This window comes from Mangrovibacter yixingensis, from assembly GCF_020523985.1.
Lineage (GTDB): Bacteria > Pseudomonadota > Gammaproteobacteria > Enterobacterales > Enterobacteriaceae > Mangrovibacter > Mangrovibacter yixingensis.
Window position 1 is genome coordinate 162,386 of record NZ_JAIVKM010000007.1, and the last position, 14,852, is coordinate 177,237.

The 14,852-nt window shown below is 51.3% G+C and carries 13 protein-coding genes; 4 read left to right on the forward strand and 9 right to left on the reverse strand.

Going from position 1 to position 14,852, the window contains the following annotated elements:
* Positions 1-375: 375 nt before the first annotated feature.
* Positions 376-1,740 (reverse strand): ethanolamine permease, encoded by a 1,365-nt coding sequence (gene eat, locus LC084_RS19080; protein WP_226572912.1) that lies wholly within the window; start codon positions 1,738-1,740, stop codon positions 376-378.
* Between the two features lie 274 nt (positions 1,741-2,014).
* On the opposite strand from eat, the gene LC084_RS19085 reads away from it, so the two are divergent.
* A complete protein-coding gene (locus LC084_RS19085; protein ID WP_226572914.1) occupies positions 2,015-3,022 on the forward strand; it encodes a phosphotransferase enzyme family protein in 1,008 nt (335 codons plus the stop codon).
* A 187-nt stretch (positions 3,023-3,209) separates the two neighbouring features.
* Entirely contained in the window at positions 3,210-4,286 is a 1,077-nt protein-coding gene (qhpR, locus tag LC084_RS19090) for an AraC-like transcriptional regulator QhpR (RefSeq protein ID WP_226573040.1), read from the forward strand.
* A 168-nt stretch (positions 4,287-4,454) separates the two neighbouring features.
* Here the strand turns inward: qhpR and sra are convergent, their stop codons facing one another.
* The 8 genes from sra to fucP all read right to left on the reverse strand — a co-directional run bounded on the left by sra (position 4,455) and on the right by fucP (position 12,459).
* On the reverse strand, positions 4,455-4,598 hold the full coding sequence (gene sra / locus LC084_RS19095; RefSeq protein ID WP_072007014.1) for a stationary-phase-induced ribosome-associated protein: 144 nt from the start codon (positions 4,596-4,598) through the stop codon (positions 4,455-4,457).
* 94 nt (positions 4,599-4,692) lie between these two features.
* On the reverse strand, positions 4,693-5,163 hold the full coding sequence (locus tag LC084_RS19100; protein WP_226572916.1) for an Hsp20 family protein: 471 nt from the start codon (positions 5,161-5,163) through the stop codon (positions 4,693-4,695).
* A 168-nt stretch (positions 5,164-5,331) separates the two neighbouring features.
* The gene (locus tag LC084_RS19105) at positions 5,332-6,474 is read right to left on the reverse strand and encodes an alpha/beta fold hydrolase (RefSeq protein ID WP_226572918.1); all 1,143 of its coding nucleotides are present in this window, start codon (positions 6,472-6,474) and stop codon (positions 5,332-5,334) included.
* A 130-nt stretch (positions 6,475-6,604) separates the two neighbouring features.
* Positions 6,605-7,333 (reverse strand): L-fucose operon activator, encoded by a 729-nt coding sequence (fucR, locus tag LC084_RS19110; RefSeq protein WP_226572920.1) that lies wholly within the window; start codon positions 7,331-7,333, stop codon positions 6,605-6,607.
* Between the two features lie 32 nt (positions 7,334-7,365).
* Positions 7,366-7,791 carry an L-fucose mutarotase gene (gene fucU / locus LC084_RS19115; RefSeq protein WP_226572922.1) on the reverse strand — a complete coding sequence of 142 codons (426 nt, stop codon included), beginning with the start codon at positions 7,789-7,791 and terminating at the stop codon, positions 7,366-7,368.
* A gap of 18 nt (positions 7,792-7,809) precedes the next feature.
* The gene (gene fucK / locus LC084_RS19120) at positions 7,810-9,249 is read right to left on the reverse strand and encodes an L-fuculokinase (protein ID WP_226572924.1); all 1,440 of its coding nucleotides are present in this window, start codon (positions 9,247-9,249) and stop codon (positions 7,810-7,812) included.
* Positions 9,250-9,331: 82 nt separating this feature from the next.
* Positions 9,332-11,107, reverse strand: coding sequence for an L-fucose isomerase (gene fucI, locus LC084_RS19125; protein WP_226572926.1), 1,776 nt, complete (start codon positions 11,105-11,107; stop codon positions 9,332-9,334).
* Between the two features lie 35 nt (positions 11,108-11,142).
* The gene (fucP, locus tag LC084_RS19130; protein ID WP_226572928.1) at positions 11,143-12,459 is read right to left on the reverse strand and encodes an L-fucose:H+ symporter permease; all 1,317 of its coding nucleotides are present in this window, start codon (positions 12,457-12,459) and stop codon (positions 11,143-11,145) included.
* A 541-nt stretch (positions 12,460-13,000) separates the two neighbouring features.
* On the opposite strand from fucP, the gene fucA reads away from it, so the two are divergent.
* Positions 13,001-13,648: an L-fuculose-phosphate aldolase gene (gene fucA, locus LC084_RS19135; protein WP_226572929.1), complete on the forward strand. Its 648-nt coding sequence runs from the start codon at positions 13,001-13,003 to the stop codon at positions 13,646-13,648.
* Between the two features lie 27 nt (positions 13,649-13,675).
* Positions 13,676-14,824, forward strand: coding sequence for a lactaldehyde reductase (gene fucO, locus LC084_RS19140; RefSeq protein WP_226572931.1), 1,149 nt, complete (start codon positions 13,676-13,678; stop codon positions 14,822-14,824).
* The last annotated feature ends 28 nt before the right edge of the window (positions 14,825-14,852 follow it).

A 14,852-nucleotide genomic window follows, 5' to 3' on the forward strand; every position in this document is an offset into this window, starting at 1 on the left:
AAGGGGCGGGCCCCTTAACACGTTCACCGGCTGTGAAGCCACATTAACCACATCACTTGAAGTGAACGGAACTTTCACCGAACCAGCATCAGCGCGAAGTGAACGGAACTTTCACCGAACCAGCATCAGCGCGAAGTGAACGGAACTTTCACCGAACCAGCATCAGCGCGAAGTGAACGGAACTTTCACCGAACCGGCATCAGCGCAAGGTGAACGGAACTTTCACCGAACCGGCATCCGGTTCAGCGAATATAACCCGAACCACATTCCACCAGCACGGCACCTATTGCACGCCGTGCCAGCAACACAAGTTTCACTCACCGCCCGTTCACATGAAGCGATATTAACCACATCACTTCACGTAAACAGAAACAACTACTCACTCTCCAGCACAACCTCTGCATTCGCCACATTCTCCCGGCGCGACTTCGTCGACAGAAAATAGAGATAACCCGCAACCATAAAGGCAATAAACAACCCACCAATTTCCGGGTTAAACCACAGCATCGCCACCAGGCAAATCACGGAACAAACCAGCGCAATCGCCGGAATAACCGGGTAACCCGGTGCACGATAACTGCGTTCCAGATCCGGTGCACTGCGGCGCAGGCGGAACAGGCTCAGCATACTCATGATATACATCACAATGGCACCGAACACGGCCATGGTTATCATGGCAGCAGTCAGGCTCATACCCTGCAGGTTCACACCATCACAGAAAATCGCGATGATACCAATCACACCACCGGCAAGAATGGCGCGGTGTGGCGTCTGGAAACGGGACAGTTTTGCCAGGCCATGGGGCAGGTAGCCAGCACGGGCCAGCGCAAAGAACTGGCGAGAATAGCCAAGAATAATCCCGTGGAAACTGGCGATCAGGCCGAACAGGCCAATCCACACCAGCATATGCATCCAACTGGAGTGCTCCCCAACAATCATTTTCATTGCCTGGGGCAGGGGGTCGTTAATGTCGGACAGTTTACGCCAGTCACCTGCGCCACCTGCCAGTAACATCACCCCAATCGCCAGCACCACCAGAGTAAGAATACCGGTGATATAGGCGCGTGGAATGGTGCGTTTCGGGTCTTTCGCTTCTTCTGCGGCCATTGCTGCCCCTTCAATCGCCAGGAAGAACCAGATAGCGAATGGAATAGCGGCAAACATACCGGAAACAGAAGTCAGTGAGAAACCATCACTGCCTGCCCAGCCATGGGAGACAAAATTGCTCATGGTAAACCCTGGGGAAACCACGCCCATAAATACCAGTAGTTCGATAACCGCCAGAATAGTCACTACCAGTTCGAACATGGCAGCCAGTTTCACACCCAGAATATTCAGCCCCATAAAGACGATATATGCGCCAACAGCCGCATATTTCGGATCCAGCCCGGGGAACTGCACATTCAGGTAAGCACCTATCGCCATAGCAATAGCAGGTGGTGCAAAGACAAACTCAATCAGGGTCGCCATACCTGCAATCAGGCCACCAGTGTCACCAAAAGCTTTACGGCTATAGGCAAATGGGCCACCTGCCTGCGGAATGGCGGTAGTCAGCTCGGTAAAGCTGAAAATAAAACAGGTATACATTGCAGCAATAAACAGTGTGGTAATCAGGAACCCCAGCGTACCTGCCACTCCCCAACCATAGCTCCAGCCAAAATACTCTCCGGATATGACCAGACCCACGGCAATACCCCACAAGTGCAGGGCGCCCAGTGTGGGCTTAAGTTTTGTCGTCATATTTGTATCCCCGTCAGTTATCGTCGTTGTGTGAACGCGTTATTTTGTGAACGTCTTATTTTGCGAATAGTGGTGCGTTTGCTCTCTGATAATGCCGCCAGTACGGTGGGGAAAACTTGACATCAGCGCGTCGATTCTTGCGCGCTGATGTCAACTTGCGGGCAAAAAGCGGTGTGAATAGCCGTCTGAGTCAATTTTTGTGGCTGTAGTGTCAAGCGCGACAAGGGGAAAAAACTTCATGCTGAATGCACCCTGAACCAGACGGACAATATTCATGAGTGCAAAACAGTATGACACCCTGGACAACACCACCCTGACACTACTGGCGCAGCAGGCATTGCGCCGTTACCCGGCACCCTTGCAGGGAGAAATCCGCCTGTTATGCCGTTCTGAAAATGCCACCTTTGTGGTGACTGCTGGCGGGAAACGCTATGCCCTGCGTCTGCATCGCGGCGATTACCATGAAAAAGTAGATATCGAAAGCGAGCTATTGTGGCTGGATGCACTACGTGAAGCGGGTATTCCGGTGCCTGAGGCGTTGGTTGACTGCGACGGCGTGAGGGTTCAAACATTGCCACTGGCAGACGGACAAGTGCGTCATGCCGTTTTGTTTCACTGGATTGACGGTGACATGCCGGATACCGGCGTTGATCCCCGGGCTTTTCGCCAGTTAGGGGAGATTACTGCCCGGCTGCACCAGCACAGCAGGCAGTGGCGCAAACCGGAAGGTTTTCGGCGTATTTTGTGGGACCACACTTCCATGGTTGGCCCAGAAGGGCACTGGGGCGACTGGCGAGATGCTAAGGGGCTTAAACATCACGACCATGACGTGGTTAATGCCGCCCTGGCACGTATTCGCCAGCAACTCAATGAATATGGGCAGGATCAGGCGCGATTTGGGCTGATCCATGCCGATCTGCGCCTCACCAATTTATTGCTCTGGCAGGGCGAAACCCGGGTGATTGACTTTGATGACTGCGGCATGGGTTGGTATCTCCATGACCTTGCAGCCGCGATCAGTTTTGTTGAGCACCACCCACGGGCTGAAGCCTGGGTGGAGAACTGGCTGGCGGGTTATGAACAGGTGGCACATATTTCTGACGCGGATATGGCGGTGGTCCCGGCATTATTGATGCAGCGCCGTATACAGCTAACAGCCTGGGTGGCCTCTCATGCAGAAACTGAGATGGCGCAAAGCCTGGGGAATGAATGGGTGGGCCACACGGTACGTTTATGCCACCGTTTTATGGGCGAAGAGGCTCTGCTACCTGTTGGGGCATAACGCCCTGTTCGGTTGCCCCTGTGATGCAATGTAAAGATGAGATGCACTATGAGCGGGCAACCAGACTCAGCGAAGCAAACTATCAGGGGGTTATAGCGGCTAACTGATTGATTCTGTTTAACCCCAGAAGTGGTACGAATATTGCTCTCACTTATCCCATTCATTAACAGGTAAAGGTGAAGCAATGATGACAACGCCTTCGCTGCATTCGGCATTCTCCGGCTCGCTTAACAGCGCAGCAGGGGGAAATATGGGAGTTTTATCTGCCGCCGCCTCCGGTCTGGGCGATTTTATTGGCCAGTATGGTGGCGATGCAGACCGGGTTTTTGGCATCAGTGGCGTAGATCCTGAATTGCTTGCCAGCCCTACACTCAGCCTCGGGTTGGTTAACTATTGCCGGGTAATGGAAGAGGCTGCACATAACTCAGGTTTTGATAATTTCGGTTTACACTACGGACGGCAGTTTAAACCGCAGTCATTAGGCCTGATTGGCTATATCGGTTTGTGTTCCGGCACACTGGAGCAAGCGCTGCATAACGTGGCAAACGCATTTCCGTATCACCAGCACGACACTTTGGTGCGTATGGTAGATAAAGGCGATTGCTGGCGGCTGGATTACCAGGTGCGCCACGGCGCAATTCTTGCCCGTCGCCAGGATGCTGAGCTGACGTTAGGCATGTTTATGAACCTGATTCGCCATGCTATGGGCCCGCACTGGGCACCACGGGAAGTCCATTTTGAGCACCCGCGCCCGGAACAGTGGCACGAACACTGTAAACTGTTCGATGCCCCCGTGTATTTTGAGCAGCCTTTTAATTCGCTGATTATTCCCAAACGCGAGCTTTCCCGTGCCATGCCAGACAGCGACCCAATGCTGCTATTGGTGATGCAGGATGCCATTCGCCGCCTGAACAACCGGGTGCCCAACCAGGGTATTGTGGACCAGACGCGCACGCAAGTGCACCTGCAACTGGCTATGGGTGAACCGGTACTTGACGATGTCGCGGAAAAAATGGGCCTGTCTTGTGGCTCGTTGCAGCGGCGGTTACGTGAGCAGGGCGTGAGTTTTACCACGCTGGTGGACAAGGTTCGTTGCGAAATGGCAACGCACTATTTACAACAGAACCAGTTACCGGTGTCAGAGATGGCACTGTTACTGGGGTATTCAGAAGTGAGCGCGTTTTCCCGCGCGTTCCGTCGTTGGTTTGGGGTAAGCCCGCGTCAATGGCGAAAAGGTGAGCAGGTTCTTGCTTACCGGGAATGATAAAGCGACCGGGAAGAGTGGGTTCTCATCCGTCTGCGTGGCTTTTATCTGGGGAAGTGTACTAAAAAGAAAAACAGTGGCATTAATGCAAGCGTGCCAGTTGAGACGCGATAAAAAATGCGTCCGGGGCTGTTCGTCACAAGGACACCCCCGGACGCATTAATTCAATTATTCACTTTGGTTGAGATGGCGGTGCCGCCCGGAGCCATGTTTTACAATGGTGGCAGCATTATCGTGAATGACCAGTTTACGGTGGTTCGACAACCAATGATCCTGCCCTAATAACTGACGTGCCTGACGATTCGTCTTCATGCATTCTCCTTACGTTGTACAAAGATGTTAAGGATACTTCGTGTTATCAGAGCGCCCGGCAGATACCGGACGCGGCTTTACTGTTATGCGACGCTTACACCTGGTGTTCAAGTGCTTTACTGTTGCTGTTTGTAATTGCAATCCGCTGTGGTTTTTCCTCTTCTGGAATTTCCTGCAGCAAACTGATAGTGAGTAACCCTTCATTCAGCGCCGCTCCGGTCACAGTAACACTGTCTGGCAAACTGAAGCTGGAACGGAAGCTGGCGCGGCTGATTCCGCGGTGAATCCAGCTCTCTTCGCTACCACCTTTTTCTTCTTCATGCTTACCGGAAATGGTGAGCTGACCACCCGTGGTTTCAATTTGCAGTTCGTGTTCTTTCCAGCCCGGCACACTCAAAACTAAGTCGTAGCGGTTATCGCCAGTACGTTTGATATCGTAGGAAGGTGCGCCGCTAAGCGGTGTATCGCCAGTTAGCTGGCTGAACAACCGGTCAATTCGGTTGAAGCGGTCAGGGAACAGTGAGTCTGAAAATAATGGGAATAAAGACAAAGCATTACGTGCCATGATTAACCTCCTGAACATAGTCAATATTCAAAAAGCAGTTCATGTTTTGTGGCGGGGGTTGTGCCCCCTCCGCAATGAAATATAGGGTGGCTGATGTTTTTTTCAACCCAAAAAAGTGAAATTTTTTTTGTAGCCACCCCCGGCCTGGCTTACCGGGGGTAGGCACGATTATTGTTTGGCAGAGAGTGCGTGAAGTACAAAAGGCACAGAATCACGTAATGATGGATTGACTGTCCCGCTGTGGTCCAGCCCTGGGTATTCACGAATCTCAACATCCGTTCCGGCCGCTTTCACCTGGCTTGCAAAGTGCTGTTGCATCGCCGTTGGCACATTAATGTCATTGCCGCCAATGCCAATAAAAACCGGATGGTTGATATGCAGAGTTGGGTAACGCAGTGCAGGGGTTTGCTGCTTCAACACAGATTGAATCGCAGGTTTCAGGCTGTTATCTGCATTCAGTTTTTCAGCCATAACAGCCTGAGTGAGTGGTGTGATGCACAGCTTGCTGGCCTCATTGAGTAACGGCAGGGCTTTTTGCTGAAAATCATTTTCCGGTTTCAACGCCGGGTTATGGTCGGCAGCGGAAAGGTAAATATAGAATGCATAAGGAATTTTCGGGTCCCCGCCATTCCCGGTTGATTCTCCGGTGAAGAGCTTATCGGCAGAAAGCGTGTCATCAAAAAAAGGTGTGCCCGTCAACACCGTCGCTCGCACATGTAATTCCGGCGCATAATCGGGCTGCCAACCAGCAGTAGAAAATGCAGCGTGCGCCCCCTGAGACTGGCCAACCAGAACCAGCTTATTAGCCAAAGGGAAGTTTTTCATCGCGGCCCGCACACTGTCCAGCACACTCCAGGCTTCTGCCCGTGCGTTCAGGTAATGGTGCAGCCCTGCTGAACCCAGCCCGGCATAATCGGGTGCAACAACTGCAAACCCCAGCGATAACCAGGTATTCAGGTACTGGCTGTCCCTTGGGGTACGTGGGTTCAGTGACGGCGCGCAATCCCTTCCTACACCCACGGTCCCGTGTGTCCAAACCACGACCGGCCAGCCACCCTCAGGTGTTTTACCATGGGGAAGAAACAGCGCTGCAGTGTCTTCGCGCGGGGTTTTCCCGTCTACGCCACTGACCGAGCTGTAAGTTATAAGATATTGTTCGGCGGCTTCCTGTAAGCCATGGTCAGCAGGCAGTGCGACTTTGTTCACCAGCTTACCGGCCGTTGTATCGGGGGCGGCAGCATAAGCCAGTGAAAAGGTGAAAGGTAATAATGCAGGCAGCGCCCAGCGCGCCAGTGAGCGAGGTATCAACATAGCGTGTTCCCTGTTTGTGGCTTCAAGACCACCACCTGGCAGTCAGTTTTCAGGGGGTAAGTGTAGCGAAACCAACCGTATAATGCCGTTTTTATACGGTAAATATTGCTTATTCCTGGTTGCCTCGCATTTACACTGAGGCGGCAATACCTGGCGTGTCCACATCTGAAATAATATGAGTGACATCATCCAGCATACCGATTTTGACCTCGCTGGCGCGGTTGAATTTACTTTTATCTATCAACAATAAAGACTGCCCGGCGCGTTTAAGCAGGACCGATTTAAACTCCGCATTATAAATATTGGAATCCCACAGTTGCCCTTGTTGGTCCACGCCTTCACAGGAAAAAATAAACAAGTCGATTTCCAGTGATTTTAACTGGTGTATGAGCGCGTTATTTAAGTAACACCCATATTTTCTCTGCAATTGCCCCCCAGAGATAATCAGGTTGATTTGTTCGTGTTTCCCTAACTCATGGCAAATAGGGTGGCTATTGGTAAACACAGTCAGTTCAATATCGGGTAATTGGCGAGCCAGGTACCAGCAGGTAGAGCTGGCATCCAGCGCAATAACCATACCTTCATCTATCCACTCCAGCGCTTCCCTGGCGATGTCTGCTTTATGGGCGTAATGGCTTTTTAGGCGGATATGGAAAGGATCGCCACTGTCATGGTTTTCCCGGCGAAGGGAACGGGCACGACCATGGCTGCGTTGTATTTTCCCCTGCGCCTGGAGTTCGCCTAAATCGCGCCGAATGGTTTCCTGGCTGACATGCAATTTGCTGGCGAGCGCGCCGGTCGTCAAACTCTGGTACTGCGTCAGTAATTCCACAATAGCCTGGTGGCGCGCTGGTTTCATGTTGGTCTCCGGTATGTTCAGGAAGCTCGGCTCTATAGAGGGGTTACCCCTTTTTTTAACAAGATATTGCCATATTTGGCGCATTCTCCTGTGATAACAATGGCAAAAGCGTTTTTGGCTCGTTCATAAAAGGCAAAACGTTCAATGCGCATAATGTCAGGGCAGGGTTGCTGCGCTGATAATGCCTTGCGATAACGAACCTCTACATCCGGGTCCAGCGTATCGCCTTCTACGGCAGCCATCATAATTAAAGGCGGTGCATAACTGTCCAGCTCGAATAACGGAATAATGGCGCGGAGTAAATCACTGACAGCCAGGCCGTCAGCGCGGATCACTTGTGGGCCAATGCTGTGGGCCGGGAAATGCGCATCTGAAAAGACTATTTCATCTCCGTGCCCCATTTCAGCAAGGACTTTCAGTAATTCCGGGGAAGTCAGTGGTGATATTGTTTTTAACATGGTGCTCTCCTTGTGAAGTTACTGCTCAATGGCAGAAGCTATGCCGCCAGGTGTGACAGCAAGTGGCGTCTCCGGGTAGAAATAGCGGTAATGAAAATTGACTTGCGCTCTGGCTTGTTCGGCACTGCTGAATTCCCCTGCGCCATACCAGGCAAACATGGCCGCGCCGCAAACAGTGGTTTCTGCTTCATCCAGCACTTTTACCGGAATGCCCAGCGTGTCTGCTTTGATCTGGTTCCACAGCGTATTCCTGCTACCACCGCCCACCATCAACAGCTCCTGGGTATGGAAGCCGCCAATACGCTCGAGTATCTGTAAATTGTTTTTCAGGGACAGGCTCAGGGATTCCAGTGCTGCCCGGTAAAAATGCCCGCGGGTAGTATTGAGTGAAACGCCTTGCCATCCGGCTTGCCCTCCTGCCAGCAAATCACACTTCATCTGAACGCCATCACAGCCGGGAGCGATTCTGCGTGCTTCATCGACAATCTGTGACCAGGGTGTATCTGCCTGCCAAAATAATTTGCGGATCCACTCCAGCGTACCCGATGCCAGCCACTGCATGCCGGGGTTAAACAGCCCAGGAATACTGTCTGATTCACAGGTTGTATCTCTGTGGCGGGTAAGCCGGGCGGTATCAAGGTGTGGTGTGCGCGCCATCAGGATTTCCCATGTGCCGGAAGAGAGCACGGGTTCATCCTGCGCCGCACCTGCGCCAAATAACGCGAACTGGGTATCATGCCCGGCGGAAATAACCGGAATATTCGCTGGTAACCCAAGTTGTGTCGCGGCTTCGGGCAACAGTGTGCCGATGCAGGTTCCTGCATCAACCAGTGGTGGGAAAAGTGAGTCCTTTAGGCCAATTGCCTGAAGAATGTCCTGGCTGAATGTACGGGTGCGGATATCCAGCAACTGGCTGGTTCCCGCCATGGTCATATCGGTTGTCAGCTTCCCGGTTAGCCGGTGGTTAATCAGTGACGAAATAAACAACCAGGCATGAGCCTGTTCCAGCATCTCTGGGTGATTCTCTTTAAACCACACCAGTTTGTGGATGGTATTAAAGCCAAACTCCCCAACACCGCTGATTGCCTGGCGGCGCACCAGAGGCATTAGCTGGTCGGTGCGTGCAACCATATTGACTGTCCGCGGGCATTTCCAGCTAATAATGGGGTAAAGCATGTTGCCCTGTTTATCAACCAGCGCGCCATCCACCCCAAAGGTTGTCACCGTAATAGCCCGGATGGCGCAATCCGCCAGCGTAGCGCCAAGCTGTTGGCAACACAGAGCAAAATTCGCAAGAATGGCATCCAGAGACCACAAGTGCCAGGTTGGGTTTTCCGGGGAAGGAATGCTGGTGTTTTCTGTTGTCGCCCGGCCAACAATATGGCCTTGCTTATTGACGGCAATCGCCCGGATATTCGTTGCACCGCAATCCAGCACCAGAATGATGTCTTGTTTCATACTCACTCCAGATAAGCGCCTGCCCTGACACAAGTGCGGCAGAGCAGGCAGATTAACGTGTATACAGTTAGCGTTTATACGATTAGCGTTTATAAAGCGGCCCGTAATTCTGGCAGGCACGGTAATCCTGGCCTTCACTATCCATACCGTGCGCAGCCCAGCTCGATGGGCGATAAATACTCTCTGTTTCAACATTGTGCATACACACAGGAATGCGCAGCATGGAGGCCAGAGTGATAAAGTCTGCGCCAACATGGCCGATGGTGAGCACACCGTGGTTTGCGCCCCAGTTAGCCATTACCGAGTAAACATCCGTGAAAGGCCCATTACCGGTAAGACGTGGGGCAAACCAGGTGGTGGGCCAACTGGAATCTGTGCGTTTATTCAGTGCATCGTGTACGGCTTCTGGGAGTTCAACACTCCAGCCTTCGGCAATTTGCAGCACCGGGCCCAGGCCCTTAATCATATTGACGCGGGTCATGGTGAACGGAATGCCGCCTTCAGTCAGGAAGCAGGAAGAGAAACCACCACCACGGAAATATTCATGGATGGCCGGGCACCACTGTGTGGCGGCAAGGCAGGCATCCGCTTCCTGCTGGCTGATTTCCCAGTGAGGTTTAATGGTGGGTTTACCTGCGCTGTCTCGCTGTTTACCGGTGCCATCCAGCGCGGCAGAGCCTGAGTTTATCAGGTGAATAATCCCATTGGCGGCATGGCCGGTGAGCGCCTGGCCAGTTACCCGTTGCACCGCTTCTGGTGACCAGTAAGTGCGCACATCCGCAAAGATTTGTGCCGTGCCGGTTAACTGGTGGCCGAGCAACATTGCCACACCATTGAGGCTGTCGTTTTCTGTGGCAATAACACAGGGTTCACGAACCCCGTTCCAGTCAAATGAACTGTTCAGTATGGATTCTGCGGTATCGCCATTAGTGTATTGATCCGTCCAGTGGCGCTGCCCCTGGAAGCCTGCGGCAATCGCGTTGTAACCCAGTGATTCCTCAACCCGGCCTTTTTCAGCCAGTTTAGGGTTGCCGTGCATCATGTCGCGGATGCACATTGCCATCAGCAAACCTTCTTTGAGTACCGCGTGGTGTTGTTCCGCATTGCGCTGGTACTGTTTGGCATTTTTATCTTCGCCATAGCGGAAGTTTTTATCCGCCCATGCCAGCGCCATTTCCAGTTCGTCTTCATCATAAATTTTCTGGTCAATGCGACGGCGCAGTTCAGTCATATCCACAGCCTGTACCTTCATACCAAGCCAGGATTCAAAGAAATTATGGTCGACAATTGAACCGGCAATGCCCATCGACACACCACCCAAAGAGAGGTAACTCTTACCTTTCAGCGCTGCCACCGCCAGGCCTGCTCGGGCAAAGCGCAGGAGTTTAGCCTCTACATCTGCAGGGATTGTGGTGTCATCCGCATCCTGTACGTCATGGCCGTAAATAGAAAACGCCGGGATCCCTTTTTGGCTGTGTGCGGCGAGTGCGGCAGCTAAATAAACGGCACCAGGGCGTTCGGTTCCGTTAAATCCCCAAATTGCTTTCGGCCGGGTGGGGTCCATGTCGATAGTTTCACTGCCATAGCACCAGCAAGGCGTAACGGTAATGGTCAGCCCAACATTGAGTTGGCTGAATTTTTCTTCGCAGGCGGCGGATTCTGCCATACCGGCGATGCAGGTATCGGCAATAACACACTCCACATTCGCACCGCAGGCGTGGCGTAAATGCTCACTTAACAGCGCCGCGGTGGATTTCGCCATATTCATGGTTTGTTCTTCCAGTGATTCACGCACACCCATGCGGCGTCCATCAATCACCGGGCGGATACCAATTTTAGGTAAGTTATTCTTTTTCATTACAAACTCCTTTAGGTAATCGGGAATGTAGCGTATTAGTTTGTTTGTTCCCCGGAACGGAAACGGGCGAAAATAAAGATCACAGCGAAGCAAAGCGCAGGCACTAATTCAGCACTGGGGATATTCCCGGCAGCATCGCTTACGAAGCCCATAATGGGTGTCACAATGCCGCCACCAATGATGGTCATCACAATGAAAGAGGAACCGTATTTGGTGTCGGAACCCAACTGGCGGATACCCAGTGAGAAAATGGTGGGGTACTGAATGGACATAAAGGCGCTGCACAGTGTGAGTGCCAGTAACCCAACATGCCCACCAGTAAAGGCGGAAACCAGGCACAGTGCCATGGCAATGAAGGCATAGGTTGCCAGCACTTTTCCGGGCGCGAAGCGGCGAATTAACCAGGTGCCAGAGAAACGCCCAATGAAGAAACACACCATAGTGCCGGTCAGGTAATTGGCGGCGAAGCCTGGTGTCATGCCAGGGATTTCTTCAATGGCGTAGCGAATCAGGTAACTCCAACAGGCTGTTTGAGCACCGACATAACAGAACTGTGCCAGCACCGCCCACCGCCAGTGGCGAATATGCACCAAACGCCGTAATGATGAGAGGAATGAGCTTTGGGTGGCGTTATCGCAGTCTTGCTGTTCGCTTTGAATTGCCGGAAAACGGGTCAGCATAATGAACAAGGCGACCAGTAACACAATGGCGACAATAATCATGTACGGTGTCTGTACCGCTAAAACCAGACTGTGCTTATAAGTCGCCAGTTGCTCAGTGGACATTCCATCCAGTACCGATTGTGGCTGGTGAGGTACATGCGAAAGAATTAGGCTCTGCCCAAAAACAACCGCAATAATGGCACCAAAAGAATTAAAGGTTTGTGCAAGATTGAGCCTGAAATGCCCGCCTTCTTCTGGCCCTAATACGGTTACAAACGGATTAGCGGCAGTTTCAAGGCACCCCAACCCTGCAGCAATAATAAATAACCCAAGCAAGAACAATGTGTAATTCATCGCTTCAGCAGCAGGCCAGAATAAAGCAGCACCAATAGCATACAGAAATAAACCTGTAATAATGCCTGCTTTATAACTGAGTTTTTTCATCAAAATCCCAGCCGGAATGGGAATCACAAAGTAGCCAAAATAAAATGAAGACTGAATCAGGCCTGCCTGAAAATTATTGAGGGTAAATGCCTGCTGAAATTGTGGTAAAAGAATATCATTAAGATTATTTGCTACTGCCCAGAGAAAAAATAATGAACATAACAGTGCAAACGGAATGATATAGCTTTTACTCTTTTCTCCGGCGGCTACCCGGTAGCTTTGAGATTGCAGAGAAATATTGCCCATAGCGTCCTCGTTAGTTCTGGTCGTTTAACAACTAAGACGAGCGCTGCCTGGTGGCCTGCCAGGTAGCACAAGAGTAAGTCCGGCTCGCCCTTTAAAGGGAATGTCTGACTTCATGTGGCGGCTGAACTCTGGAGACCATTCTCGAATAAAAAAACATGCTGAATATGAAGCTGGTCACAAATAAGGTCTTTTCCATTATATTGTGTGAGATGCATCACTATTAATGATGGTTTTTCTTCTGCGATTAAATTAATCCAGAAAATTTCTGGTGACCGATTTTTAGATATTTTTATTCAAACGGTCATTTATGAATGAAAGTGACCGTTTGAATAAAAAATAATTTAAACCAACATTTTTTCTGTGCTTTTTTTTATGTGGCTTTTTTTAATTGGTGATAAGGCTTGATGAAGGTCACAAAATAAAACCGAAGCATTTTATAAAAAAATAATGAATCTGAATATAGATGAAGGTTTTTCAAAAAATCACGAGCAAACGAGGGATTCATTATTTCTCAGCATCAGAAAATTAAGAGAGGTTGATAATGGAAAGAACAGTGTTGTCCAGGCAAATTATTGATACCTGCCTGGAAATGACCCGTCTCGGTCTCAACCAGGGAACTGCAGGCAACGTCAGTGTCCGCTTTCAGAACGGTATGTTGATAACCCCAACCGGCATTCCTTATGAGAAGCTAACCACAGACCAGATTGTCTACATTGATGAGCAAGGGCACCACGAGGAAGGGAAATTACCTTCCAGTGAGTGGCGCTTCCACCTGTCTGCCTACCATACGCGGCCAGATGTTAACGCTGTCGTGCATAACCATGCGGTACATTGCACGGCGGTCTCTATTCTGAACCGGCCTATTCCTGCGATTCATTACATGATTGCCGCCGCTGGCGGGAATACTATTCCTTGTGCGCCCTACGCGACTTTTGGCACCAAAGCATTATCAGAGTTTGTTTGTGTCGCACTGAAAAACCGCAAAGCTTGTTTGCTTCAGCACCACGGTTTAATTGCCTGCGAGGTGAACCTGGAAAAGGCGCTGTGGCTGGCCCATGAAGTGGAAGTGCTGGCCCAGTTATACCTGGCCACGCTGGCGATTCAGGATCCTGTCCCGGTACTCAGTGACGAGGAAATCGCCATTGTGCTGGAAAAATTCAAAACCTACGGCCTGAGAATAGAAGAGTAGTGCCCCGTTTATGTGGAGGTATATATCATGGCAAACCGAATGATACTGAATGAAACCGCCTGGTTTGGGCGTGGGGCTGTCGCTTCGCTGGCGGGGGAAGTAAAACGCCGGGGCTTCACCCGGGCGTTGATAGTGACAGATAACCCGCTTATCCAGTGTGGCGTTGTGGGTAAAATTACAAATCAGCTGGACCAGGCTCATTTGCCCTGGGCACTCTACGCCGACGTTGTGCCAAACCCGACGATTGAGGTAGTTCAGGCGGGTGTTGAAGCATTTATTCAGAGTGGCGCTGATTACCTGATAGCCATCGGCGGTGGTTCGCCGCAAGACACAGCGAAAGCAATTGGCATTATTATCAATAACCCTGAACACCAGGATGTGCGCAGCCTGGAAGGGTTATCCCCCACTCAGCGCCCCAGCGTACCCGTAATTGCCATACCCACCACGGCAGGAACGGCGGCGGAAGTAACCATTAACTATGTGATAACAGACCGTGAACGCCAGCGGAAATTTGTTTGTGTAGACCCCCATGATATTCCCGCTGTTGCGCTGGTGGATGCCGATTTAATGGACGGCATGCCTGCGGCATTAAAAGCCTCAACCGGTGTGGATGCGCTGACCCATGCCATTGAAGGCTATATCACCAAAGGCGCCTGGGCATTAACGGATGCCCTGCATATTAAAGCCATTGAAATGATTGCTGGCGCTTTACGTGGTTCGGTTGCGGGTGAACCAGCAGCCGGTGAAGAAATGGCGTTAGGCCAGTATGTGGCAGGGATGGGTTTTTCCAATGTCGGTCTGGGGCTGGTGCATGGTATGGCACACCCATTAGGCGCGTTTTATAACACACCACATGGTGTCGCTAATGCCATTCTGCTGCCCCATATCATGCAATACAACGCCGATTACACCGGTGAAAAATACCGCGATATCGCCAGAGCTATGGGCGAAACGGTTGAAGGGTGCACACTGGCAGAGGTGCGTCAGAAGGCGATACAGGCTGTTTTATCGCTGAACCATGATGTGGGTATTCCTGAACACCTACGCGATGTTGGCGTGAAAAAAGAAGACATTGACCACCTGGCTCAGGCAGCACTGGATGATGTGTGCACCGGGGGAAATCCACGGGAAGCCACTCTGAATGAGATTCGCGAGTTGTATCACCAGGCCTGGTGATGGTTTTTGCGCGGTGTTTACCGCGTTT

Coding starts and splice junctions, on each gene's coding strand:
- eat (WP_226572912.1), bottom strand. CDS start 1,740: ATGACGACAAAACTTAAGCCCACACTGGGCGCCCTGCACTTGTGGGGT.
- LC084_RS19085 (WP_226572914.1), top strand. CDS start 2,015: ATGAGTGCAAAACAGTATGACACCCTGGACAACACCACCCTGACACTA.
- qhpR (WP_226573040.1), top strand. CDS start 3,210: ATGACAACGCCTTCGCTGCATTCGGCATTCTCCGGCTCGCTTAACAGC.
- sra (WP_072007014.1), bottom strand. CDS start 4,598: ATGAAGACGAATCGTCAGGCACGTCAGTTATTAGGGCAGGATCATTGG.
- LC084_RS19100 (WP_226572916.1), bottom strand. CDS start 5,163: ATGGCACGTAATGCTTTGTCTTTATTCCCATTATTTTCAGACTCACTG.
- LC084_RS19105 (WP_226572918.1), bottom strand. CDS start 6,474: ATGTTGATACCTCGCTCACTGGCGCGCTGGGCGCTGCCTGCATTATTA.
- fucR (WP_226572920.1), bottom strand. CDS start 7,333: ATGAAACCAGCGCGCCACCAGGCTATTGTGGAATTACTGACGCAGTAC.
- fucU (WP_226572922.1), bottom strand. CDS start 7,791: ATGTTAAAAACAATATCACCACTGACTTCCCCGGAATTACTGAAAGTC.
- fucK (WP_226572924.1), bottom strand. CDS start 9,249: ATGAAACAAGACATCATTCTGGTGCTGGATTGCGGTGCAACGAATATC.
- fucI (WP_226572926.1), bottom strand. CDS start 11,107: ATGAAAAAGAATAACTTACCTAAAATTGGTATCCGCCCGGTGATTGAT.
- fucP (WP_226572928.1), bottom strand. CDS start 12,459: ATGGGCAATATTTCTCTGCAATCTCAAAGCTACCGGGTAGCCGCCGGA.
- fucA (WP_226572929.1), top strand. CDS start 13,001: ATGGAAAGAACAGTGTTGTCCAGGCAAATTATTGATACCTGCCTGGAA.
- fucO (WP_226572931.1), top strand. CDS start 13,676: ATGGCAAACCGAATGATACTGAATGAAACCGCCTGGTTTGGGCGTGGG.